At 40.8% G+C, this 527-nt stretch carries 1 protein-coding gene; it reads right to left on the reverse strand.

Features of this window, described 5'->3' with window-relative positions:
* Positions 1-120, reverse strand: a 120-nt coding sequence (locus tag R7Q48_RS30755) for a sigma factor-like helix-turn-helix DNA-binding protein (RefSeq protein WP_318099857.1), incomplete at its 3' end; no start/stop codon positions are given.
* Positions 121-527: the final 407 nt, after the last annotated feature.

Raw genomic sequence — 527 nt, forward strand, 5'->3', positions numbered from 1 at the left:
AGAGACTGTTGCAAGGCTGACATTGAGACAACTAGCAATACTACGGTAGGACAACCCACACTCGTACTTAAGGCGTAATATCTCTTTGATTTTGTTCATTGGAGTTCTCTTTTTAGCCATTGTCGCTTCCTTACGTTCTTGTTTAAGAAGTAAAGAATAGCGAGCTATTGATTTAAAAGAGAAAAAGGAAGGATTTCGGGCATTCCGAACGCGGTTTTCGCTATTCCGATCACCGATTTCGGAGTTAGGCTAAAAGTGATCGGATAATCGCGGAATCAGTGATCGGTTTAAACCGAAATGGGTGATCGGATAATCCCGAAATGACTGATCGGAATGCTCCGAAATATGCATAAAGTATTCATACTGAATATTGTTTTAACAATCTCGTTATCGAAACTAAGTCGTGGCGCTGAAGATACGGGTGTTTTGGGATTTACAAAGGAGTAGACACGAGGGGAGCTAAAAAAATTTCATAAAAAAACCGCAGTTCGCACTGCGGTTTTAGTCGATAGATTAGAGCAGACTTC

The organism is Vibrio sp. 378, from assembly GCF_033339435.1.